The sequence below is a fragment of the Xanthobacter versatilis genome (genome assembly GCF_043193975.1).
Lineage (GTDB): Bacteria > Pseudomonadota > Alphaproteobacteria > Rhizobiales > Xanthobacteraceae > Xanthobacter > Xanthobacter autotrophicus_E.
The window spans coordinates 502349-522846 of record NZ_JBAFVB010000002.1 but is presented as its reverse complement, the minus strand read 5'-3'; the positions used below and the strand labels follow the sequence as shown (position 1 = coordinate 522846).

The following is a 20498-nucleotide window of genomic DNA, read 5'->3' as shown; positions in this document are numbered from 1 at the left end:
CGGCCCTTTGATTTATCTGGAATTCGACAGCGCTGCGCGACGATCGCCGTCTGGCCCTCAGAGCACCACCAGCGCACCGACCATTAGAGCCAGCGGCGGCAGCCAGACCATGGCGAGGGCAAGCTGATGCCGGCCGCGGCGCCACACCATCAGGCCGACGACAGGGGCCAGCACGCTGATGGCGAGGGTCGAGCCCCAGCCGGCCACGGCGGAGGCTTCGCCGTTGGCGCCTTCCTGGGCGCCGAAGACGAAGCCGGAAATGGCGATAAGCAGGATCGCAAGGCCAGCGTTCGCCAGCAGCCCCAGGCTGAGGGCAAGCTTGAGAGCGAGCGGCGCGGCGGGCGCCGGATCAGGCGTGGTCACGCCGCTCGAACACTCAGCCGATGGCGCGGTCGCGGATGGCGACGCCCTTTTCCTCAAGGAAGGTGGTCAGCTCGCCGGCCTGGAACATCTCGCGCACGATGTCGCAGCCACCCACGAACTCGCCCTTGATGTAGAGCTGCGGGATGGTCGGCCAGTTGGCGTAGTCCTTGATACCCTGCCGGACGGCGTCGTTTTCAAGCACGTTCACGCCCTTGAACGGGACGCCCACGTGATCGAGGATCTGCACCACCTGCCCGGAAAAGCCGCACTGCGGAAACTGGGGCGTGCCCTTCATGAACAGGACCACGTCACCAGACTTCACGATGGCGTCGATGTCTTCACGAATACCCATGGTCTCAAATCCATTCTGATCGGCCGAATGAGGGCCAGCATGCTTCAAGATCGGCCCTCAGGCGGCAAAGCGCAAGGGGTTCGACGGGGCGCCGCCCGTGGCGTTGTGCACTGCCGCGTGAACACCGACGCCCGGTGAGGGCCCGTCCGGTTCCCGGATCAGTCCGGCGCGGCTGTCTGGAGGGCGAGGGCGTGGAGCACGCCCCCCATGTTCCCCTTGAGAGCGGCATAGACCATCTGGTGCTGCTGCACCCGGCTCTTGCCGCGGAACGCCGCGGACACGATGCGGGCGGCATAGTGGTCGCCGTCGCCGGCCAGATCCTCGATCACCACCGTCGCGTCGGGCAGCGCATCCTTGATGAGCTGCTCGATCTCGCGGGCATTCATGGGCATGGTCGCATGGTCCTCAAAACAGCGGACAGGATCAGGACGAGGCACCCATATAGATGGGCAGCCACGTCTCGTGCCGGTCGCGCAGCGATTCCACGACTATCGAGCGGTCGTCGGGGAGGATCAAGCGGTCGCCGCCGGTCTTGCCGATCTTGACCATGGGCACGCCGGCCATTTCCGCTTTGTGGATCACTTCGGCGCCCTGTCCCGAGGGGACGGTGATCACGTAGCGGGCCTGGTCCTCGCCGAACCACCAGGCATAGGGGTCCATGCCGGCCGGCGGGGCTTCGAGCGAGGTGCCCACGCGCCCGGCCATGGCCATCTCGGCGATGGCGATGAGCAGTCCGCCGTCGGAGACATCATGCACGGCGGTGGCGATGCCGTCGCGGATCAGGCCGCGCACGAAGTCGCCGTTGCGCTTCTCGGCGATGAGGTCCACCGGGGGCGGCGCCCCGTCCTCGCGCTCGCACACGGTGTTGAGGAACGCGGAGGCCCCGAGCCAGCCCGTGGTCTTGCCCACCAGCAGCACCGGCTCGCCGGCGGCCTTGAAGGCGAGCGTCATGGACTTGTGCAGGTCCTCGATCAGGCCGACGCCGCCGATGGCGGGGGTCGGCAGGATGCCCTTGCCGTTGGTCTCGTTGTAGAGGCTGACGTTGCCGGACACGACCGGGAAGTCCAGCGCCTCGCAGGCCGCCCCGATGCCTTTCACACAGGCCACGAACTGGCCCATGATCTCCGGCTTCTCGGGATTGCCGAAATTGAGGTTGTCGGTGACGGCGATGGGGGTCGCCCCCACGGCGGTCAGGTTGCGCCAGGCTTCGGCCACCGCCTGCTTGCCGCCCTCGAAGGGATCGGCCTCGCAATAGCGGGGCGTCACGTCGGTGGTCAGGGCCAGGGCCTTGGGGCCGTCCTCGATGCGCACCACGGCGGCGTCGCCGCCCGGCCGCTGCACGGTATTGCCGCCGATGAGGTGGTCGTACTGCTCCCACACCCAGCGCTTGGAGCACAGGTCCGGCGAGGCGATGAGCCGCTCCAGGGCATCGGCCACGGAGGCGTTGGTGCGCACGTCCTCGGGCGCCACCACCGGACGCGGCAGCGGCTCCTCATAGGGGCGGCGGTATTCGGGGGCCTGGTCGCCCAGTTCCTTGATGGGCAGGTCGGCTTCCACCACGCCATTGTGCTTCACCACGAAGCGCAGGGTGTCGGTGGTGCGGCCGACGATGGCGAAGTCCAGCCCCCACTTGCGGAAGATGGCCTCGGCCTCGTCTTCCTTGCCGTCGGCGATCACCATGAGCATGCGCTCCTGGCTCTCGGACAGCATCATCTCGTAGGCAGTCATGCCGGTTTCGCGGCAGGGCACGGCGTCGAGGTTCAGTTCCACGCCGAGGCCGCCCTTGGCGCCCATCTCCACAGCCGAGCTGGTGAGGCCGGCGGCGCCCATGTCCTGGATCGCCACCACGCAGCCCGCCTTCATGATTTCGAGGCAGGCTTCCAGCAGCAGCTTCTCGGCAAAGGGATCGCCCACCTGCACGGTCGGGCGCTTCTCCTCGGCATCGGCGCCGAACTCGGCCGAGGCCATGGTGGCGCCGTGGATGCCGTCGCGGCCGGTCTTGGAGCCCAGATAGACGATGGCGCGGCCCACACCGGTGGCGGCGGCGTAGAAGATCTCGTCCGCCCGGGCGAGGCCCACTGCCATGGCATTGACCAGGATGTTGCCGTTGTAGCGCTTGTGGAAGCCCACCGAGCCACCCACCGTGGGCACGCCGAAGGAATTGCCATAGCCGCCGATGCCGGCCACCACGCCCGCCAACAGCCGGCGGGTCTTCACATTGTGGCAGTCGCCGAAGCGCAGAAAATTGAGCGCTGCGATGGGCCGCGCGCCCATGGTGAACACGTCGCGCAGGATGCCGCCCACGCCCGTCCCCGCACCCTGGTAGGGCTCGATGAAGGAGGGGTGGTTGTGGCTTTCCATCTTGAAGACGACCGCCAGGCCGTTGCCGATGTCCACCACGCCCGCATTCTCGCCCGGCCCCTGGATCACCCGCGGGCTTTTGGTGGGCAGGGTGCGCAGCCAGACCTTGGACGACTTGTAGGAGCAGTGCTCGTTCCACATGGCCGAGACGATGCCAAGCTCCGTGATCGACGGCTCGCGGCCGATCAGCTTCACGAAGTGCTCGTATTCCTCGGGCTTCAGGCCATGCTCGGCCACCAGCTCCGGGGTGATGCGGGACGTGTTGGGAATGGAATTCACAGCGGTTCGATCCGAATTGAGGGGCGTGGTCACGCCGCCTTCAGGGCTCCGGCGAGGCTTTCGAACAGGCCGCGGCCGTCGGTGGGGCCGATTTCCGGTTCGATGTAATTTTCGGGATGCGGCATCATTCCAAGCACGTTGAACTTCTCGGAATAGATGCCGGCGATGCCGTTGATGGCACCGTTGGGACCATCGGTCTGGTCGATCTGGCCGTCGCGGCGGGCGTAGCGGAAGGCGATGCGCCCGTCGTGCTCCAGCCGGGCGATGGTGGTCTCGTCCGCCGTGTAGTTGCCCTCGCCATGGGCGACGGGAATGCGGATGAGGTCGCTCTTGCGATAGGCCTTGGTGAAGGCGGTATCAGCCCGCTCCACCCGCAGCAGCACCTCGCGGCAGACGAAGCGCAGGCGGGCGTTGCGCACCAGCACGCCGGGCAAGAGGCCGGCCTCGCACAGGATCTGGAAGCCGTTGCAGATGCCCAGCACCAGGCCACCGCGGGCCGCATGGGCGCGCACGGCCTCCATGATGTTGGCGCGGGCCGCGATGGCGCCGCACCTCAGATAATCGCCATAGGAGAAGCCGCCGGGCAGCACGACGAGGTCGGTGCCGGGAGGCAGCTCATGCTCGGCGTGCCAGACCACCTGCGGCTTCGCGCCCGCGACGAGGCGCAGCGCGCGCACGGCGTCCTGCTCACGGTTGGAGCCGGGGAAGAGGATGACGGCTGGTTTCATGATCTCTCAATGGGCGCAGGCCAGTGGCACCGGCCAAAGGCACAGGCAAGGGCGAGCCGGCGTTCGATCAGGCGATGCGGCATTCGAAATGCTAGCACATCGCCCATGGCGCATCACTCCGCGAACTCGACCTTGTAGGTCTCGATCACGGTATTGGCGAGGAGCTTGTCGCAGGCATCCTTCAGGGCGCCCTCGGCGGAAGCCCGGTCGTTGCCGGCCAGCTCCACGTCGAACACCTTGCCCTGCCGCACGCTCTGCACGCCCGCGACGCCGAGCGAGCGCAGCGCGCCCTCGATGGCCTTGCCCTGCGGATCCAGCACCGCCGACTTCAGGGTGACGATCACGCGGGCCTTCATGACACCTTTGCCTTCATGACACCTTCGCCTTCATGGCACCTGTTGTTCTGTCATCGGCCCGCGACGCAGGGCGGCGGGGCCGTGCTGTAATGCAAACGGGGGCCTATCCGGCCCCCGCCTAGCATTTTTCGGTAGCAAGGCTCAACGCCTCACTTCACCTGGCTCACTTGACCAGAACCGGGCCCTTGCCCTGGGTCGGATCATTCTCCATGAGGATTCCGAGCCGGCGCGCCACTTCGCTGTAGGCCTCGACGAGGCCGCCCATGTCGCGGCGGAAGCGGTCCTTGTCCATCTTGTCGTTGGACTTGATATCCCACAGCCGGCACGAATCGGGGCTGATCTCGTCGGCCACGACGATCCGCATCATGTCGTTTTCCCACAGGCGACCGCATTCCATCTTGAAATCCACAAGACGAATGCCGGCGCCGAGGAAGAGGCCCGACAGGAAGTCGTTGACGCGGATCGCGAGCGCGATGATGTCGTCGATTTCCTGGGTGGTGGCCCAGCCGAAGGCGGTGATGTGCTCTTCCGACACCATTGGGTCGTTGAGCGCGTCGTTCTTGTAATAGAACTCGATGATGGAGCGCGGCAGCGGCGTGCCTTCCTCGATCCCGAGACGGGTCGAGATGGAGCCGGCGGCGACGTTGCGCACCACGATCTCGAGCGGAATGATCTCCACTTCGCGGATGAGCTGCTCGCGCATGTTCAGCCGGCGGATGAAGTGAGTCGGCACGCCGATGTCGTTCAGCCGCGAGAAGATGTACTCGGAGATCCGGTTGTTCAGCACACCTTTGCCGTCGATGACATCGTGCTTCTTCGCATTGAAGGCGGTGGCATCGTCTTTGAAGTGCTGGATGAGTGTGCCGGGCTCGGGTCCTTCATAGAGGACTTTCGCCTTGCCTTCGTAGATTCGGCGGCGGCGGCTCATGGGAATATACCGCTGATTGAGGAAATCCATGGGTTTGCCAAGGCTCCGTTCTGGTGACGCTCCTCGGCGGGACCGGGGGTGAATGTTGCCAGTTCACACCAAGCCCGTTCGGACACTAGCCGATCAGGCGGCGCGACACAACGCGCGTCCACGTTCGCCTGTGCATGCCTGCTCTCTGGTTTGTGCGCGCCGCTCGTGTTTCCAACACCTGCACACCCTCGGCCAGGACCGGTTTTCGCCGCCTGCGGCGGGACGCGACATGGGGCAGCGCTTCACTGCCGTTGATCTAGGGTGACGTGAGAGATATTCAAGGCACGCGCGCGGTCGTGTGACCGCCAATCCTATCCCGGCCGGCAGTGCCGCCAAATCGTCAGGAAGAGGGGTGCCATGACCACGTTCGACAAGCGCGAGGAAGGGTTCGAGAAGCGCTTCGCACTCGACGAGGAATCCCGCTTCAAGGCGGTCGCCCGCCGCAACAAGAAGCTCGGCCTGTGGGCCGCCCAGCTCCTCGGCCTGAGCGGCGAGGCTGCTGAAGCCTATGCCAAGGAAGTCGTGGTCGCCGATCTCCAGGAGGCCGGCGACGAGGACGTGTTCCGCAAGCTGCGGGGCGATTTCGACGCCAAGAGCGTGGACGTGTCCGACCACCAGATCCGCCGCAACATGGACGAGTTCCTCGCCCTGGCCGCGGCCGAGGTGAAGGCGGGCTGAACGTCCCTCCCGGCAGGTGGCCGTCCGCATCGCGGCCGGCTCCGCTGCCTTGATCCCGAAAGCAAAAAGGCCGCCCGAGAGGGCGGCCTTTTCGTTTGGCGGGCGCTGAATGGATCAGCGCGAATAGAACTCGACCACGAGGTTCGGTTCCATCTGGACCGGGTAGGGCACCTCGTTCAGCTCCGGAATGCGGGCGAAGCGAGCCGCCAGCTTGCCGGCGTCGAGCTCGATGTAGTCGGGCACGTCGCGCTCACCGAGCTGCTGGGCTTCCAGCACCAGGGTCATCTGGCGGGAGGCTTCCTTCACCTCAACCACGTCACCGACCTTCACCAGGTAGGACGGGATGTTCACGCGCTGGCCGTTCACCTTCACGTGACCGTGGGAGACGAACTGGCGGGCGGCGAAGATGGTGGGCACGAACTTGGCGCGGTACACCACCGCGTCGAGACGGCGCTCCAGCAGGCCGATCAGGTTGGCACCCGTGTCGCCCTTGAGGCGCGAGGCCTCGACATACACCTTGTGGAACTGCTTTTCGCCGATCGAGCCGTAATAGCCCTTCAGCTTCTGCTTGGCGCGCAGCTGCACGCCGAAGTCGGACAGCTTGCCCTTACGGCGCTGGCCGTGCTGGCCGGGACCGTACTCACGACGATTCACCGGGCTCTTGGAGCGGCCCCAGATGTTCTCGCCCATACGGCGATCGATCTTGTGCTTGGCCGCAATGCGCTTGCTCATGTAACGCGGATCCTTGATGGTCTTGGTTGAATTGGGATCGCGCCCCTCCTCTGCGGACTGGATTCCAGCACAGTGCCGGAACCCCTTCCACCGACAGGCTCATCCAGCGCGCTGCCGAACGATGCCACGGGTGCGTGAAACGCCAAACGGGCCGCTGAAGGCCCGAAAGGTGGCGGGTTCTTAATCGCGAACCGTGCCCGAGTCAATGTTTGCCGGCACGAGGAGGGCCTTGCGCGCCCTCACGCGCTCAGGTGCTCGATGAGGATGGCGAGGCCGAGGCCGCACAGGGCCACGCCTGCGACCACCTCGGCCAGGCGGCCGAACTTCTGCCCCACCATGCGCCCCACCAGCATGCCGCCGGACGACATGAGGAAGCTCATGGCGCCGATGGCCAGCGCCACCACCACGATGTTGACGTTCAGGAAGGCGAGCGACACCCCCACCGCCATGGCGTCGATGCTGGTGCCCAGAGCGGTGGCGAGAAGCACCCAGATGGAGCGCCCGCGCGGCGTGTCGTCCGCCTCTTCATCCCGCCGGGAGAAGGCGGCGACCAGCATGTGCAGCCCCACCCCCGCCAGCAGGCCGAAGGCGATCCAGTGGTCGATGGCCTCCAGATAGCTGCTGGCGACCATGCCGGCGGCCCAGCCGATGAGCGGGGTGGCCGCTTCCACTGCGCCGAAGACGGCGCCGGTGCGCAGGGCCTCGGACAGGCGGGGACGGCCCAGGGCGGCGCCTCGGCCGACGCTGACGGCAAAGGCATCGACGGACATGCTCATGGCGAGCACGAGAATCGTGGCAGGCGACATCTGATGTTCCGGGCGGACACAGGGAGACCGGCCTCACCCGTCCGTCCGCGCGGGACGGGTGGTGCACGGTCTCGCCGGGCCGATGATTCGGCTGGCCGTGCCATGCGCGCCTTGCGCAAGCCTGTTGGCACGGCCCCGCCCGCGGGCGGTGGCTACTCCCCGATGAGAGGGGGAGTAGCGGGCCGGGGTGGGCGGGTCAAACCCCGCGTCACACTTTATAATGATACCGGTTCGCGACATCCGCGTCCCGGTGACACCCTTGCCGGCCTGGCGGACGGTGCGCCAGTATGGGGTGCCCCCGCTCCGCCCGCCCCGGGAGAATCCCTTGAAAGTCCTCGTTTTCCAGCACGTAGCCGCCGAGCACCCCGGCAGCTTCCGCGACTTCATGCGCGCCGACGGCGTGATCTGGGACGCTGTGGAGCTGGACGAGGGCGAGGCCATTCCAGCGCTCGAGGGTTATGACGCCCTCATGGTGTTCGGCGGCCCCATGGATGTGTGGCAGGAGGAGGAGCACCCCTGGCTCGTGGCCGAGAAGGCGGCGATCCGGGCGTGGGTGGCCACCGGCAAGCCCTATCTCGGCGTCTGCCTCGGCCACCAGCTGCTGGCCGATGCGCTGGGCGGCAAGGTGGGCCTCATGCCGCGCCCCGAGGTGGGGGTGACCGACGTGTCCCTTACGCCGGACGGGCAGGCCTCCGTGTTCTTCACCGGCCTGCCGCCGACCTTCCCGACCCTGCAATGGCACGGCGCCGCCGTGCTGAAGCAGCCGGAAGGCGCCAAGGTGCTGGCCCACAACGACCATTGCGCCATCCAGGCGCTGCAGGTGGGGGCGCGGGCCTTCGGCATCCAGTATCATGTGGAGCTGACCGACGACACGGTGCCCGAATGGGGCGAGATCACCGAATATCGCTGCGCGCTGGAGGCCATCACCGGCCCCGGCGGCGGCGCTTTGCTGGTGAAGGCTGTGGAAGAGAAGATGCCGGTGTTCCGCAAGGCGGCGGAGCAGCTTTACCGGAACTTCCGGGCGACGTGGGGCTGAAGGCGCATTTGAGCCATCAGGACAGCCGTCGCCCATAACGCGCCCTCATGGCCGGGCTTGTCCCGGCCATCAACGCCCTGCGGCCGGGATGAGCTTTCGCAAGTCAATCCTGGCGGCTCGTCGTGGATACCCGGCACAAGGCCGGGCATGATGGAGTGATCGCGGGTCGGCTCGCCTTGATTGCCCGAAAGCGGACAGCGCCGGAGCCATCCCATCCCGTCAGGCCGCCACACGCCCCTTCAGTTCCTCCCGCACCCGAGCGAGCCGTGCCGGGTCGAGGGCGCTGGTGCGCCCGGTCGCGCACAGGGCGCCGCGGAAGCCGAGATAGTGGGGTTTGAGCGTTGCCAGAGGCGCGATGTCCTGAAGCTTCAGGGAGCCCGCAAGGCCGGTGAGCAGGCCGGCCGCCCTGGCCTCTGCCACAAAGCCGGCGAGGCGCGGCACCGGGAGGTGGGCGAGGAGGCCGCCGGCCGCCTTGTCCGCCGTATCCAGCATCACCCCGTGGAAGCCGGCTTCGGCGAATTGGGCGATGGTGGAGAGGTCCGGATCCTGGTCGGCGAACAGAACCGCGATGAGCCGCGTCCCCAGCGCCAGCGGCCGCAGGGCATCGAGGACCGGGGCCAGCGCCGCCCCGGCACCGTCCAAGGGCAGGGGAAAGCCGATCTTCACCAGCGGCACGCCGGTCGAGGCGGTGCGCCGGGCGGCGGCAAGGATGGTCGCGGCGTCCAGGGGCTGGTCGCCCACGGTGGCGCTGAGGCCGGTGACGCAGCCCGCCGCGCGCCAGCGGGCGACGGCGGCCTTGAGCGGCGCCTCCGCCCAGGCGCCGAGCGCCCCCTCGGCCGGGTTCTTCAGGTCCACGATGTCGGCGCCGGCGCCGAGCGCCACCTCCATCTCGGCAAGATCGGCCACGGAGGCGAGCAGGCCCAGCCGCGATGCCGGGGGCAGGGTCACATGCAGGGTCATGATGCCGCCCGCGCCCGGTGGTCGGCGATGGTCTCGCACAGCCAGTCCCATGCCTCGCGCTCGGCGGGGCCGGCGGTCTTCTCGATGGCGATGGAGAGATAGTTCATCTCCCGGTCCACCCGCTCGGGGTCCATCATGTGCAGGCGCGACACCAGCACGGCGCCTTCCAGCACCGCCGCCACCGCCCGGTTGAGGCCGAGGAAGGGGGCATGCTGCTCGCGGTGGACGATGCGGCAGAAGAAGCGCGGGCGGGTGGGGTCGTCCTCCATCCGCGTCACTTCCACCTCGTCATGGGCGAGGCACAGGTCGAGCCGCACCGCGCCGTCGAGCCGGGTGGCGGGCACGGTCGGCCATGAGCGGTGCCGGCCGGTGATGCAGCCGGCGAACACGCGGGCATCGTCGGTGAAGTTCACCACCGCCACGCCCTGCGCCGCCATGTTGTCCAGGGTCCGCGACGGCCGGAACGGCTGGAGCAGGTAGCCACCCTCCACGAGGGTCGCGCCCATGGGCGCCACATGGGGCTCGCCCGCGGTCGATTGGGTGGTGACGATGGTCTCCCGGATCACGTGGCGTCGCCCTTCTTCTTTGCGGAAAGGGTCGAGCCCGCTTCCTTGAAAGTCAACCGGTGGGCGTCCTCGGCGCTGGCCGAGGTCTCGCCCACCACGCCCCATTTCAGCGGCTCGTCCTGGGCGTAGCGCTTGCCCAGCTTCAGGGCGATCTCCGCCCGCGCCGTTTCCACGCCGAGATAGAAGGCGTGGGCGCCGTCGTCCTCCACCTTGAGGTGGGGGAACAGGTCGAACGGGTCGCGCGCCACATGGTGACCGTCGCGGTTGTAGGCGTGGATGCCCCTGTCCGTCACCTCGATGCGGAAGTTGCGGTCGGCCACCGTGCCGGCGAGGCGGTCCACCTCCTCGGGCGTGGTGGTGAAGGGGCGACGGTCACGCAGGGCCATCAGGCCGCCGCCGAAGCCCTGGGGCAGGGCGCCCGCCTCCCGCGCGGCGAAGAATTCCCGCCGCGCCCGGTCGAACTCGCGGATGGCGGTGCGGCAATGGGGGCTCACCTGCACCGCCAGCACCGCGTTCAGCCTCAATTCGGAGATGATGCCCATGAGCAGGGCATTCATGCCCGTGGTGTCGGCATCGGTCAGCTCGGTGACATTGCCGATGCCCATGAGGATGGGAATGTCCGGCTTCAGCCGCCGCAGCTCGGCGTAGCGCAGCAGCGACGCGGTGAAGCCCAGATGGATGGGATCGAGGATGGGATCGGCCAGAAACGGCCGGCCCCTGGCCTCGCACAATTCCACCGCGCGGATGAGGGAGGCCAGATCCCCCGCCTGCGCCGGCACCAGCACCGGAACGGCCGGGCCTTCCTCGGCGATGACGAGGGTGTGCTCGTTGAGGCTGAGGAGATAATCGGCCCCGGCGCGGGTGCCGCGCGCCAGTTCCTGCGGGTCGAAGCTGTCCACGCTGACCCTGAAGCCGTCCGCTTTCAGAGCGGCGATGGCTTCTTCCAGGTGGGGGAAGGGGTTGTCGGGCAGGGCGCCGAGGTCGATCACGTCCGCGCCCTCGCCGCGCAGGACGCGGGCGCGGGTGAGAAGCTCGTCGATGGAGAGGCGGGTGGCGTCCACGATCTCGGCGAAAAGCAGCACGTCCTGCCGGTCGAGGTTCACGGCGCCGCCGCGACCCTTGCCGAAATAGGCCGGAATGTCTGCGGCCTCCTCCGGCCCGCGCGCGAAGGGCAGGCCGAAGCGGGTGGCGAGGCGGTCGAGATCGCCGCGAAAGCGGCCGGGCATGAGCACGCGGTCGATGCGCTCCGGCAGCTTGAGGCGCCGTTCCACGATCTCCGCTGTCATCAGGGCCGCAACCTTCACGCCCACATTGACCACCACCGGGTCCAGCGCCTCGTCCGCGATCTCCTCCGCGATGCGGCGGATGCGCGGCTCGGCCAGCGACCCGGTGACGAGGGCGACGCGCTCGGCCATCTCAGGCCGCCGGCGCGGGGAAGAGCGCGGCGAGTTCCGCCCGGCGGCGGGCGATGGCGTCGCGCAGCTCGTCCAGGGTCTCGGCCACAGTGGTCGCCTCGAACTCCTTGAGCAGGCGCGTGTTTTCAAGATCGATGCGGCGCGGATAGACCGGCACCGGGCCTTCCGGGGCCATGGTGATCATCTCCGGCAGGCTGTCGCAGGCGAACACGATGGCCGGCACCCGGCACTTGCCGGCCTGGGCGAAGCAGTTGGTGACGAGGGTGTCGGAGATGCCATGCACCGCCTTCGCCACCGTGTTGGACGAGGCCGGGGACACCACGAGGGTGTGGTACTCGCCGTGGTAGAAGCGGCCGATGGAGGCGGAGGAGGCGCTGTTGTCGCGGAACACCTGGGTCTGCGCCGGCAGCGGCTCCTTGTCCTGCTTGTACATGCGCAGCACTTCGTCGGCCGCGTCCGAGATGAACAGGTCCACGTCCTCAAGCGCGCGGATGATCTCGATGCTCTCCGTGAAATAGTGCCCGGAGCCGGTAAGGGCCCAGGCCCAGCGGGGCTTTTTCGCGCGGGGCGCTTTGGCGGTCATGACGGACGCGAACCTTCCTTGGCTTCCTCGTTCCACTCGGTGGCACCCGCCCTGGTGCCCAAGGCGGCGTCGAGCCGGTCCCCATCGTCGGCGGGGACGGCGAGAATATCGCCTGTAAACCGGACCGCCATGGTCGCAAAGGCCGCATCCACCACTCCCGCCGCCGACCAGGCCGCGATCTCGGCCACGCGGTCGCCGGAGGAGGGGGGGAGGGGCGCGCCCGGCGCCTTCACCAGCACCAGCCGATCCGCCTTGAGCTCGATCGCAAGCCACAGGGCGAGGCTGTCCGAGGTCACGTCCCAGCTTTCGGCTATGCCGGCATGGCCCAACGTCATGGTTGCCGGGAACCACAGGGCGGCGCCCCGGGCTGCCGCTTGCGTCAGCTCGGCGAGCGTGCGGGCGGGCAGCAGGCGGGGTTCGAGGTCAGCCATGGCGTGAGCCATCTGCTCCATGGCGAGCAGGGCCATGCGGTGGGCGGCGCCGTCGGACAGGTTCCACTGCGGCTGAACGGCGCGGACCTGATCGGCCAGCGCCCCACCGCCGGGCACCACCACCAGCCCCGGTTCGCCGGCAAGGCGCGCCAGCAGGCGGTGCGGCGCCGTGCCCCGCGTCAGGCTGCCGCCGATCTTCACAATGATGGTCACGACGGCTCCCGCTTAGTCTCAAGGTCGCATCGGAGGGTTTGCTGGAGTCATGCTAAGGAGGCGCGGCGCTGCCTCCAACGGAGGATTTTTGTGCGCTGCAGCAAGGGTTTGGGCGATGCGGGTATTTTCATATATTCGTATATGTGAATAATATCGCCGGTCGCGACTGTCGAGGGAGGAAAGCTTCATGCGTCTCATTATGGCTTCGGTTCTCATGCTTGCCGCTACCGGCTCGGCCTTTGCGGATCCCGATGTTGCGAAGGGCGAGACCACCTTCAAGAAGTGCATGGCGTGCCACGCCATCGGCCCCGACGCTAAGGTGAAGGTCGGCCCGCCCCTGAACGGGATCGTCGGCGCCAAGTGGGCCCACTTCGAGGGCTATGCCTATTCCGCCGACATCAAGGACGGCGCCGCCGCCGGCAAGGTGTGGGACGAGGCCACCCTGGACAACTACATCAGCAACCCCAAGGTGCTCGCCCCCAAGGGCAAGATGGCCTTCGCCGGCGTCAAGAACGATGACGAGCGCAAGGACCTCATCGCCTTCCTCGCCCAGTTCAACGCCGATGGCAGCAAGAAGTAATCGGGGCGGCCTTATCGCACGTGCGATGATACCTCATCCCGCATTTGGGGGATGAGGAACCGTCGCGCTTCAGCCATCAAGGGTTGTGCCGGTCAGGGCGAGCTACCTTGTCCTTTGGGGCTGGGGGGCGGGCAGGCGGTGGTCCTCTTGGGCCCCGCCTGTTCCCTCGCGCCGCTTGGCTCGTATGAGTCATCGCCCATCTGCCATCGCCCGGCTGTCCGCTCGCGGTCGAGCTTGCCAAGTGCCGGCCTGTCGTGGTGTCCCTCCCGCACCGGAGGAGGACCCCCATGCCCGATCATGATTTCCGCGCTCAGCGCCTCTACGTGGACGCAGAGCTCGGGCCGGACGCGTCCGTCCTGCTCGCGCCTGAGCAGGGCCATTACGTCGCCAACGTGATCCGGCTGGCCGTGGGCCAGGACCTGCTGCTGTTCAATGGGCGCGATGGCGAGTGGCGCGCCACCCGTGTCGCTGGCGGCAAGCGCGACGTGCGCTTCGAGGTGAGCGCTCAAGTGCGCCCGCAACCGGAGGCGCCGACGCTGGAATATGCCTTCGCGCCCCTGAAGCACGCCCGCCTCGACTACATGGTGCAGAAAGCGGTGGAGATGGGCGCCGGCGTGCTTTCCCCGGTCATCACCCGCTACACCCAGGTGTCGCGCATCAATCTCGATCGCATGGCGGCCAACGCCGTGGAGGCGGCCGAGCAATGCGGCATTCTCAGCCTGCCGCAAGTCGCCGAGCCGCGCCCGCTTGCCCAATGGCTCGACGCGCTGCCGGCCGAGCGGGTGCTCGTCTTCTGCGACGAGGCGGCGGCCGACCATGATCCCATCCATGCCCTGCGCACGGCCCCTTCCGGGCCGGTGAGCGTGCTGATCGGCCCGGAAGGCGGCTTCAGCCCGGACGAGCGCGCCCTTATCGCCCCGCGCGCGGTCACGCTCTCCCTCGGCCCGCGCATTCTGCGGGCGGATACGGCGGCGGTGGCCGCCCTGGCCTTGGTGGGGGCGGCGCGGGGTGGCTGAGTGGCGCTGTAAACGCCCGAATGGCCGTTTTGTTCCCATTCATCTTGGAAGAATTCGTCACACATGCTGAAACACTTATAAACAAGTGATTCGTAATAGGTTGAGATACATTAAGATATTGAAAGAGTAGGATAGACGACGGCCTTCTCGTCGTGCCGCATTTTCGTCGCCTTTCGCGTCAGTCTGTCCGGAACTTGGCCGTTGGATGGGCCTTACTGGCTCGCCCTCTGGGCAATTTATGCGGGAGGCCTGCGTGTCGCACGACTACAGCTTCGGAATCGAAGAAGAGTTCTTCGTCGTGGACGCGCAGACGAATTCGGTCCAAAGGCGCATGCCCTCGGGCTTTTTCGACCAGCTGAAGGACATTCTGGGCGACAGCGTCTCGGTTGAGATGCTGCAATCCCAGCTGGAGCTTGCAACCCGCCCGTCCACCGGCGCAGGCAGCGCGCTCGACCAGCTCAAGGGCCTGCGCCGAACCGTGGCGGACGTGGCGGCGGAGCACGGGTTGGGGCTCATCGCTGCCGGCACCCATCCCACCGCCACCTGGGACGGGGTGCGCGCCACCAGGGCCAACCGCTTCGACGGCGTCATGAACGACCTGAAGATGCTGGGCGAGCGCAGCATGGTGTGCGGTCTGCACGTGCATGTGGAATTGCCCGACCCCGACGAGCGGGTGGACGTGATGCGCCGCATGGTGCCCTACATCCCCCATTTCATCGCCCTCTCCACCTCGTCCCCGTTCTGGGGGGCCAAGCAGACTGGGCTCATGGGCTATCGGCTGGCGGCCTTTGACGAGCTGCCCCGCACCGGCCTGCCCGAGATGTTCGAGACCGCCGCCGCCTATGAGCGCTACATCGACGCCATGGTGGAGGCGCGGGCCATCACTGATTCGAGCTATGTGTGGTGGGCCATCCGCCCCTCGCGCCAGCTGCCCACGCTGGAGCTGCGCGCGCCCGACAGTTGCACCCGCATCGAGGACACCGTGGCGATCGCGGCGCTGTATCGCGCGCTGGTGCGCTTCCTGGTGCGCAATCGGCACCACAACAAGGATGTGGGCACGGTGGACCGGGCCATCGCCGACGAGAACAAGTGGCGCGCCCAGCGCTATGGCATCCACGGTTCGTTTGTGGATCTGGCCCAGCGCCGCGCGGTTTCGGTGCGCGATGCGGTGGACGGGCTCGTCCATCTGGTGGGGGAGGATGCGGAGGCCCTCGGCTGTCTCGATGCCCTCCTGTACGTGCGCACCATCGCCGAGGCGGGCACCAGCGCCGACGTGCAACTGGCGGTCTTCCAGGAAGCCCATCACCGCACCGGCAAGCGCGGCGAGGCCCTCGACGCGGTGAAGACCTGGCTGGCCAACGCCACGCTGCAGTGAGGGGGCCGGGAACGATCATCCCCGGCCCGGAATCTCACAGCTGGAACGGGACCACGGTCTGCTGCTGCACGCCGAGGCCGGCGATGCCCACGCGCATCACGTCGCCTGCCTTCAGGAAACGCGGGGGCTTGAAGCCGAGGCCGACGCCGGGCGGGGTGCCGGTGGTGATGACGTCGCCGGGCTCCAGCACCATGAACTGGCTGATGTAGTGCACCAGGAACGGGATGCGGAAGATCATGGTCTTCGTCGAGCCGTTCTGCACCTTCTCGCCGTTGACCTCGAGCCACATGGCGAGATCCGAGGTGTCGGGGATCTCGTCCTTGGTCACCAGCCAGGGGCCGAGCGGTCCGAAGGTCTCGCTGCCCTTGCCCTTGGCCCACTGGCCGCCGCGCTCGATCTGGAAATGGCGCTCGGACACGTCGTTGCAGATGAAATAGCCGGCCACGTGGTCGAGGGCGTCCTTCTCCTCCACATAGCGGGCGCGGGTGCCGATGACGAAGGCCAGCTCCACTTCCCAGTCGAGCTTCAGCGAGCCCTTGGGGATCATCACGTCGTCATCGGGACCGACAACGCAGTTCGGCGCCTTGTTGAACAGCACCGGCTCGTCCGGGATGGGATTGTTGGTCTCGGCGGCATGGTCCGCGAAATTGAGGCCCACGGCGACAAAATTACCCGGCCGTGCCACGCAGGAGCCGAGGCGTACGCCCTCGGGAGCGAGCGGCAGGGAGGCCGGATCGACCGCCGCGATCTTGGTGAGGCTGGCGGGCGAGAGCGCCTCGCCGGCGAGGTCGGGGATGACCGAGGACAGGTCGCGCACCTTACCGGTTGAATCGATTAGACCCGGCTTTTCCTGCCCTTTTTCCCCGAAGCGGACCAGCTTCATCGGTGGAACTCCCTAGTGGTATCATTGGATGTCAAGCGCGTGCGGCGCGCGGTCGCTCGCCGGGCGCGCACGCTGGCGCGGACGGGGGCATTGGTCAATGGTGGGGTTCCAAGAAAATGCATGCCATGCTCCGAACCCTGCCGATGATTGACCAGATCCTGCCCCTCGTCCTGTTCTGTTTCGTGGCCGGCGTCACGCCCGGACCCAACAACCTGATCGCTGCGGCGTCCGGGTCGCGCTTCGGCTTCCGGCGGACCGTGCCGCAAATGCTGGGGGTGGCGGTGGGATTTCCGCTGCTGGTCCTGGCCATCGGCCTCGGGCTCGGCCGCCTGTTCGTGGCAGTGCCGGCCCTGCATCTGGCGCTCAAGCTGGCCGGTGCCGCCTATCTGCTCTACCTCGCCTGGAGCCTGCTCCATGCCGACGCACCGGACGCTGGGGAAGGCGGGGCAGAGTCGGCACCCTCCTTCTTCGGGTCGGCCGCTTTCCAGTGGGTCAATCCGAAGGCCTGGACGGTGGCCCTGAGCGTCATTCCGACTTTCGTCGACCCGGCGCGAGATGTCCTGGCGCAGGTTCTGACCGTTGCGCTGGTATTCTCGCTGACGGCGCTGCCATCGCTGGCGCTTTGGGCGATGTTCGGCGTCGCGTTGTCGCAGCTGCTTTCAGACGAAAAGCTGCGTCGACGCGTCAATGGACTTTTAGCCGCCTCTGTAGCTGCCAGTGTATTACTGCTGTTTTTCTGACCATGCCGTAACGATGAGCGTTTGCGCTTCCGTTTTTCGCGCAAGCGTCATAAAAAGGAAACGAGACTCCGGCTAAGTCCGGACTGCGCTTCGAAGGCGCAAGGTCAGTTGTCGAGACTTCGACGTCGAAAGGCCGTCGCAAGTCGCCTGCCCGGTGAGGGAAGTTCCCCAGCGGCAGGTCAAGGCGGGAGGTGATTGCGTGAGCGACAGTCCCCAAGCGCGCCGCTTCCGCGCCCTTTTCATTTCCGATGTCCATCTCGGCACCAAGGGCTGCCAGGCGGATCTCCTCATCGACTTCCTCAAGTACCACGACGCCGACACCATCTATTTGGTGGGCGATATCGTGGACGGCTGGCGGCTGAAGTCCTCCTGGTACTGGCCGCAGAAGCACAACGACGTGGTGCAGAAGCTGCTGCGCAAGGGCCGCAAGGGCACGCGCATGGTCTATCTGCCCGGCAACCACGATGAATTCCTGCGCGATTATTACGGCACCCATTTCGGCGGCATCGAGGTGGTGGAAACCGCCATCCACGAGGCCGCGGACGGCAAGCGCTACCTCGTCATCCATGGCGACGTGTTCGACGTGGTGGTGCGGCACGCCAAGTGGCTCGCCTTCCTCGGCGACTGGGCCTATTCCGCCGCACTGACCACCAACACCTATGTGAACAAGGTGCGTCGCCGGCTGGGCCTCACCTACTGGTCGCTGAGCCAGTGGGCGAAGCTGAAGGTGAAGAACGCCGTCAACTACATCGGCAAGTTCGAGGAAGCGGTGGCCGACGAGGCCAAGCGCAACGGGGTGGACGGCGTCATCTGCGGTCATATCCACCACGCGGTCATTCACGACCAGTTCGGCGTCAGCTATGTGAATTGCGGCGACTGGGTGGAAAGCTGCACCGCCATCGCCGAATATGAAGACGGCCACCTGGAGATCATCTGCTGGACGCGGAACCTCCAGAAGGCCCCGGCGGAGCAGCAGGACATGGTCGAGGGGGCGCGCGCGGCGGCTTGATGCGGGTTCTTGTGGCCACCGATGCGTGGCATCCACAGATCAACGGTGTGGTGCGCTCCCTGGAGTACACCGCAAATGAAGCGGCCGCCCTCGGTGCAGAACTGGAATTCCTGAGCCCGCAGGGGTTCAGGTCCATTCCCATGCCCAGCTACAACGAGATCCGCCTGGCGTTGGCCACCCCGCGCATGATCATGCGGCGGATCGAGGCCATGCAGCCGGATTTCGTGCATATCGCTACGGAAGGTCCCATCGGCATCCTGGTGCGGCGGGCGTGCATCGCCTCGCGGCGGACCTTCACCACCTCGTACCACACCAAGTTTCCGGAATATCTTTCCGCCCGCGCCCCGGTGCCGGAGCGGCTGACCTATGCCTGGCTGCGCTCGTTCCACAATGCGGGCGGTGGCGTCATGGTCTCCACCGCGACGCTGGAGCGCGACCTTGAGGCGCGGGGCTTCAAGCGGCTGATGCGCTGGTCGCGCGGGGTGGATGCGGAGCTGTTCCGCCCCCGTCCCGAGGCGACGCTGAACCTGCCCCGCCCAGTCTATCTGTTCGTCGGCCGGGTGGCGGTGGAGAAGAATATCGAGGCGTTCCTGGAGCTGGACCTGCCCGGCTCCAAGGTGGTGGTGGGCGGCGGCCCGGCACTCAACAGCCTGAAGGAGCGGTTTCCCGCGGCCCATTTCCTCGGGCCGAAGGAGGGCGAGGACCTGGCGCAGGTCTACGCCGCCTGCGACGTGTTCTGCTTCCCCTCGCGCACCGACACCTTCGGCATCGTGCTGCTGGAGGCGCTGGCGAGCGGCCTGCCTGTGGCCGCCTATCCCGTGACCGGCCCCACCGACGTGCTGGAGGATGCCACCGAGCCGGTGGGCGTCCTCGACAACGACCTGCGCACCGCCTGCCTGAAGGCGCTGGAGCTGTCGCCGGCGGCGGCTCGGCGATTCGCGCTTCGCTATACGTGGCGCGAAAGCGCGCGGCAGTTCATCGATAATGTGCTCATCGCCCACGACATAGGTCCCATCGCGCGCCGCTATCGCCTTCGCCGCCGGCGTCGGATAGCGTCCGGCGCATGAGCGCCACAACCATCTCCAGTCCCGTCCCGATTCCCTGCGTCGCTGACGTGGAGGCCGCCGCCCGCCGCATCGCCGGCGTGGCCGTGCGCACGCCCCTCGTATTTTCCCCGATCCTCAGCGAGCGCACCGGCGCGCGCGTGTTCCTGAAGCCGGAGACGCTCCAGCGCACCGGCTCCTTCAAGTTCCGTGGCGCCTATAACCGCATGGTGCAGATCCCTGAGGCGGCGCGGGCGGCCGGCGTGGTCGCCTGCTCGTCGGGCAACCACGCGCAAGGGGTTGCAGCGTCCGCCCGGCTGCTGGGCATGCCGGCGGTGATCGTCATGCCCCACGACGCCCCGGCCCTGAAGCGCGACCGCACCCGGGCCCTCGGCGCCGAGGTGGTGGGCTACGACCGCCGCACCGAGGACCGCGATGCCATCGCCCGCGCCATCGCGCAGGAGCGCGGCGCCATCGTGGTTCCGCCCTATGACGACCCCCATGTCATCGCCGGGCAGGGCACGGTGGGCCTGGAGATCGTGCAGGACCTCGCCGCGCTGGGCCTTGTCCCGGATCTGGTGGCGGCCAATGTCTCCGGTGGCGGCCTCGTCGCCGGCATTGCGCTGGCGGTGAAGGCGCAAGCGCCCGGCGCGCGGGTGGTGGCCTGCGAGCCCGCCGGCTTCGACGACCATGCCCGCTCGTTCCGCTCCGGCGTGCGCGAGCGCAATCCTGAGCCGTCCGGCTCGTTCTGCGACGCCCTGCTGGCCCCGACCCCCGGCGCGCTGACCTTCGAGATCACCCGCCCGCTGGTGGGCGAGGGCGCATCCGTCACCGACGCCGAAGTGGCGCGGGCGGTGGCCTTCGCCTTCCTGGAGCTGAAGCTGGTGGTGGAGCCCGGCGGCGCGGTGGCGCTGGCCTGCCTGCTGGAAGGCCGGCTCGGCGTCTCCGGTGGCACGGCGGTTATCGTGCTCTCCGGCGGCAATGTGGAGCCCGAGACCTTCATCCGCTGCCTCGCCGCCTGAGCCTGGCGGTGGC

At 67.5% G+C, this 20498-nt stretch carries 24 protein-coding genes and 1 riboswitch; of the genes, 9 read left to right on the top strand and 15 right to left on the bottom strand.

Features of this window, described 5'->3' with window-relative positions; all coding sequences use genetic code 11:
- Positions 1 to 57 precede the first annotated feature (57 nt).
- The 7 genes from V5F66_RS06070 to purC all read right to left on the bottom strand — a co-directional run bounded on the left by V5F66_RS06070 (position 58) and on the right by purC (position 5397).
- Entirely contained in the window at positions 58 to 363 is a 306-nt protein-coding gene (locus V5F66_RS06070) for a hypothetical protein (protein ID WP_394005466.1), read from the bottom strand.
- Between the two features lie 13 nt (positions 364 to 376).
- Positions 377 to 715: a Grx4 family monothiol glutaredoxin gene (grxD, locus tag V5F66_RS06065; protein WP_041576024.1), complete on the bottom strand. Its 339-nt coding sequence runs from the start codon at positions 713 to 715 to the stop codon at positions 377 to 379.
- A gap of 158 nt (positions 716 to 873) precedes the next feature.
- The gene (locus V5F66_RS06060; protein ID WP_012116057.1) at positions 874 to 1107 is read right to left on the bottom strand and encodes a BolA family protein; all 234 of its coding nucleotides are present in this window, start codon (positions 1105 to 1107) and stop codon (positions 874 to 876) included.
- Positions 1108 to 1138: 31 nt separating this feature from the next.
- Positions 1139 to 3388 carry a phosphoribosylformylglycinamidine synthase subunit PurL gene (gene purL / locus V5F66_RS06055; protein WP_394093462.1) on the bottom strand — a complete coding sequence of 750 codons (2250 nt, stop codon included), beginning with the start codon at positions 3386 to 3388 and terminating at the stop codon, positions 1139 to 1141.
- A complete protein-coding gene (gene purQ, locus V5F66_RS06050; RefSeq protein WP_012116059.1) occupies positions 3385 to 4083 on the bottom strand; it encodes a phosphoribosylformylglycinamidine synthase subunit PurQ in 699 nt (232 codons plus the stop codon). The genes purL and purQ overlap by 4 nt, the downstream gene beginning before the upstream one ends.
- 113 nt (positions 4084 to 4196) lie before the next feature.
- Positions 4197 to 4439: a phosphoribosylformylglycinamidine synthase subunit PurS gene (gene purS, locus V5F66_RS06045; protein WP_012116060.1), complete on the bottom strand. Its 243-nt coding sequence runs from the start codon at positions 4437 to 4439 to the stop codon at positions 4197 to 4199.
- 163 nt (positions 4440 to 4602) lie between these two features.
- Positions 4603 to 5397: a phosphoribosylaminoimidazolesuccinocarboxamide synthase gene (gene purC, locus V5F66_RS06040; RefSeq protein ID WP_012116061.1), complete on the bottom strand. Its 795-nt coding sequence runs from the start codon at positions 5395 to 5397 to the stop codon at positions 4603 to 4605.
- A 357-nt stretch (positions 5398 to 5754) separates the two neighbouring features.
- On the opposite strand from purC, the gene V5F66_RS06035 reads away from it, so the two are divergent.
- Positions 5755 to 6075: a DUF1476 domain-containing protein gene (locus tag V5F66_RS06035; RefSeq protein ID WP_394093461.1), complete on the top strand. Its 321-nt coding sequence runs from the start codon at positions 5755 to 5757 to the stop codon at positions 6073 to 6075.
- Between the two features lie 114 nt (positions 6076 to 6189).
- Here the strand turns inward: V5F66_RS06035 and rpsD are convergent, their stop codons facing one another.
- Positions 6190 to 6807: a 30S ribosomal protein S4 gene (gene rpsD / locus V5F66_RS06030; RefSeq protein ID WP_012116063.1), complete on the bottom strand. Its 618-nt coding sequence runs from the start codon at positions 6805 to 6807 to the stop codon at positions 6190 to 6192.
- A 239-nt stretch (positions 6808 to 7046) separates the two neighbouring features.
- The gene (locus V5F66_RS06025) at positions 7047 to 7613 is read right to left on the bottom strand and encodes a manganese efflux pump MntP (protein ID WP_012116064.1); all 567 of its coding nucleotides are present in this window, start codon (positions 7611 to 7613) and stop codon (positions 7047 to 7049) included.
- A 77-nt stretch (positions 7614 to 7690) separates the two neighbouring features.
- Positions 7691 to 7786, bottom strand: a riboswitch (yybP-ykoY riboswitch).
- 152 nt (positions 7787 to 7938) lie between these two features.
- Between V5F66_RS06025 and V5F66_RS06020 the strand changes: the two genes are divergently transcribed.
- Positions 7939 to 8649 (top strand): type 1 glutamine amidotransferase, encoded by a 711-nt coding sequence (locus V5F66_RS06020; protein ID WP_049776021.1) that lies wholly within the window; start codon positions 7939 to 7941, stop codon positions 8647 to 8649.
- Positions 8650 to 8868: 219 nt separating this feature from the next.
- Here V5F66_RS06020 and V5F66_RS06015 read toward each other — a convergent pair whose 3' ends face one another.
- From V5F66_RS06015 to V5F66_RS05995, 5 genes are read right to left on the bottom strand one after another with little or no spacing between them, the layout of a single operon-like run.
- Positions 8869 to 9609 carry a (5-formylfuran-3-yl)methyl phosphate synthase gene (locus tag V5F66_RS06015; RefSeq protein WP_394093460.1) on the bottom strand — a complete coding sequence of 247 codons (741 nt, stop codon included), beginning with the start codon at positions 9607 to 9609 and terminating at the stop codon, positions 8869 to 8871.
- A complete protein-coding gene (locus V5F66_RS06010; RefSeq protein ID WP_394002540.1) occupies positions 9606 to 10175 on the bottom strand; it encodes a DUF447 domain-containing protein in 570 nt (189 codons plus the stop codon). The genes V5F66_RS06015 and V5F66_RS06010 overlap by 4 nt, the downstream gene beginning before the upstream one ends.
- A complete protein-coding gene (locus V5F66_RS06005; RefSeq protein ID WP_394093459.1) occupies positions 10172 to 11590 on the bottom strand; it encodes a DUF6513 domain-containing protein in 1419 nt (472 codons plus the stop codon). Before V5F66_RS06005 ends, V5F66_RS06010 begins: the two co-directional genes overlap by 4 nt.
- A gap of 1 nt (position 11591) precedes the next feature.
- Positions 11592 to 12173, bottom strand: coding sequence for a flavoprotein (locus V5F66_RS06000; protein WP_394093458.1), 582 nt, complete (start codon positions 12171 to 12173; stop codon positions 11592 to 11594).
- On the bottom strand, positions 12170 to 12817 hold the full coding sequence (locus V5F66_RS05995) for an amino acid kinase family protein (RefSeq protein WP_394093457.1): 648 nt from the start codon (positions 12815 to 12817) through the stop codon (positions 12170 to 12172). Before V5F66_RS05995 ends, V5F66_RS06000 begins: the two co-directional genes overlap by 4 nt.
- A 187-nt stretch (positions 12818 to 13004) precedes the next feature.
- On the opposite strand from V5F66_RS05995, the gene V5F66_RS05990 reads away from it, so the two are divergent.
- The 3 genes from V5F66_RS05990 to V5F66_RS05980 all read left to right on the top strand — a co-directional run bounded on the left by V5F66_RS05990 (position 13005) and on the right by V5F66_RS05980 (position 15788).
- Positions 13005 to 13397 (top strand): c-type cytochrome, encoded by a 393-nt coding sequence (locus V5F66_RS05990; RefSeq protein WP_012116071.1) that lies wholly within the window; start codon positions 13005 to 13007, stop codon positions 13395 to 13397.
- A 287-nt stretch (positions 13398 to 13684) separates the two neighbouring features.
- Positions 13685 to 14413 (top strand): 16S rRNA (uracil(1498)-N(3))-methyltransferase, encoded by a 729-nt coding sequence (locus V5F66_RS05985; protein WP_394093456.1) that lies wholly within the window; start codon positions 13685 to 13687, stop codon positions 14411 to 14413.
- A 205-nt stretch (positions 14414 to 14618) separates the two neighbouring features.
- Entirely contained in the window at positions 14619 to 15788 is a 1170-nt protein-coding gene (locus tag V5F66_RS05980) for a carboxylate-amine ligase (RefSeq protein ID WP_394093455.1), read from the top strand.
- A gap of 34 nt (positions 15789 to 15822) precedes the next feature.
- Here V5F66_RS05980 and V5F66_RS05975 read toward each other — a convergent pair whose 3' ends face one another.
- Complete coding sequence (locus tag V5F66_RS05975; protein ID WP_394002525.1) at positions 15823 to 16671, bottom strand: fumarylacetoacetate hydrolase family protein; 849 nt, start codon at positions 16669 to 16671, stop codon at positions 15823 to 15825.
- Positions 16672 to 16796: 125 nt separating this feature from the next.
- On the opposite strand from V5F66_RS05975, the gene V5F66_RS05970 reads away from it, so the two are divergent.
- The 4 genes from V5F66_RS05970 (at position 16797) to V5F66_RS05955 (ending at position 20485) form a co-directional block, all read left to right on the top strand.
- Positions 16797 to 17411, top strand: coding sequence for a LysE family translocator (locus tag V5F66_RS05970; RefSeq protein WP_394093454.1), 615 nt, complete (start codon positions 16797 to 16799; stop codon positions 17409 to 17411).
- Positions 17412 to 17610: 199 nt separating this feature from the next.
- Positions 17611 to 18420, top strand: coding sequence for a UDP-2,3-diacylglucosamine diphosphatase (locus tag V5F66_RS05965; protein WP_012116076.1), 810 nt, complete (start codon positions 17611 to 17613; stop codon positions 18418 to 18420).
- Entirely contained in the window at positions 18420 to 19487 is a 1068-nt protein-coding gene (locus V5F66_RS05960; RefSeq protein ID WP_012116077.1) for a glycosyltransferase family 4 protein, read from the top strand. The genes V5F66_RS05965 and V5F66_RS05960 overlap by 1 nt, the downstream gene beginning before the upstream one ends.
- Positions 19484 to 20485: a threonine ammonia-lyase gene (locus V5F66_RS05955; protein WP_012116078.1), complete on the top strand. Its 1002-nt coding sequence runs from the start codon at positions 19484 to 19486 to the stop codon at positions 20483 to 20485. Before V5F66_RS05960 ends, V5F66_RS05955 begins: the two co-directional genes overlap by 4 nt.
- The last annotated feature ends 13 nt before the right edge of the window (positions 20486 to 20498 follow it).